General features: G+C 70.3%; 1 pseudogene. It reads left to right on the forward strand.

Going from position 1 to position 269, the window contains the following annotated elements:
• Positions 1 to 265 (forward strand): annotated as a pseudogene (locus NFJ07_RS25830) (Gfo/Idh/MocA family protein); the annotation flags it as partial.
• Positions 266 to 269: the final 4 nt, after the last annotated feature.

Here is a 269-nt window from a genome sequence, read left to right on the forward strand (position 1 = left end):
CTGGCGCGCAGGGGCCGAAGAAGCCGAAACCATCCCCGCCACGGGACCGGCCAACGGCCGCGGCATGGGCGTGCTGGACATGGCCCGTTCCCTCCGCGCCGGTGTCCCGCACCGCGCCCAGGGAGCCCTCGCCTACCACGTGGTCGATACCCTGGTTTCCATTTCCGAGTCCGCCGAAACCGGCACCTTTGTAGGCGTCGACAGCTCCGCCGCGATCTCCCAGGCCCTCCCCGAGGACTGGGACCCGATGGCCGCCACCCTCTAGGAAT

The sequence above is a fragment of the Arthrobacter sp. B2a2-09 genome (assembly GCF_027587375.1).
GTDB lineage: Bacteria > Actinomycetota > Actinomycetes > Actinomycetales > Micrococcaceae > Arthrobacter.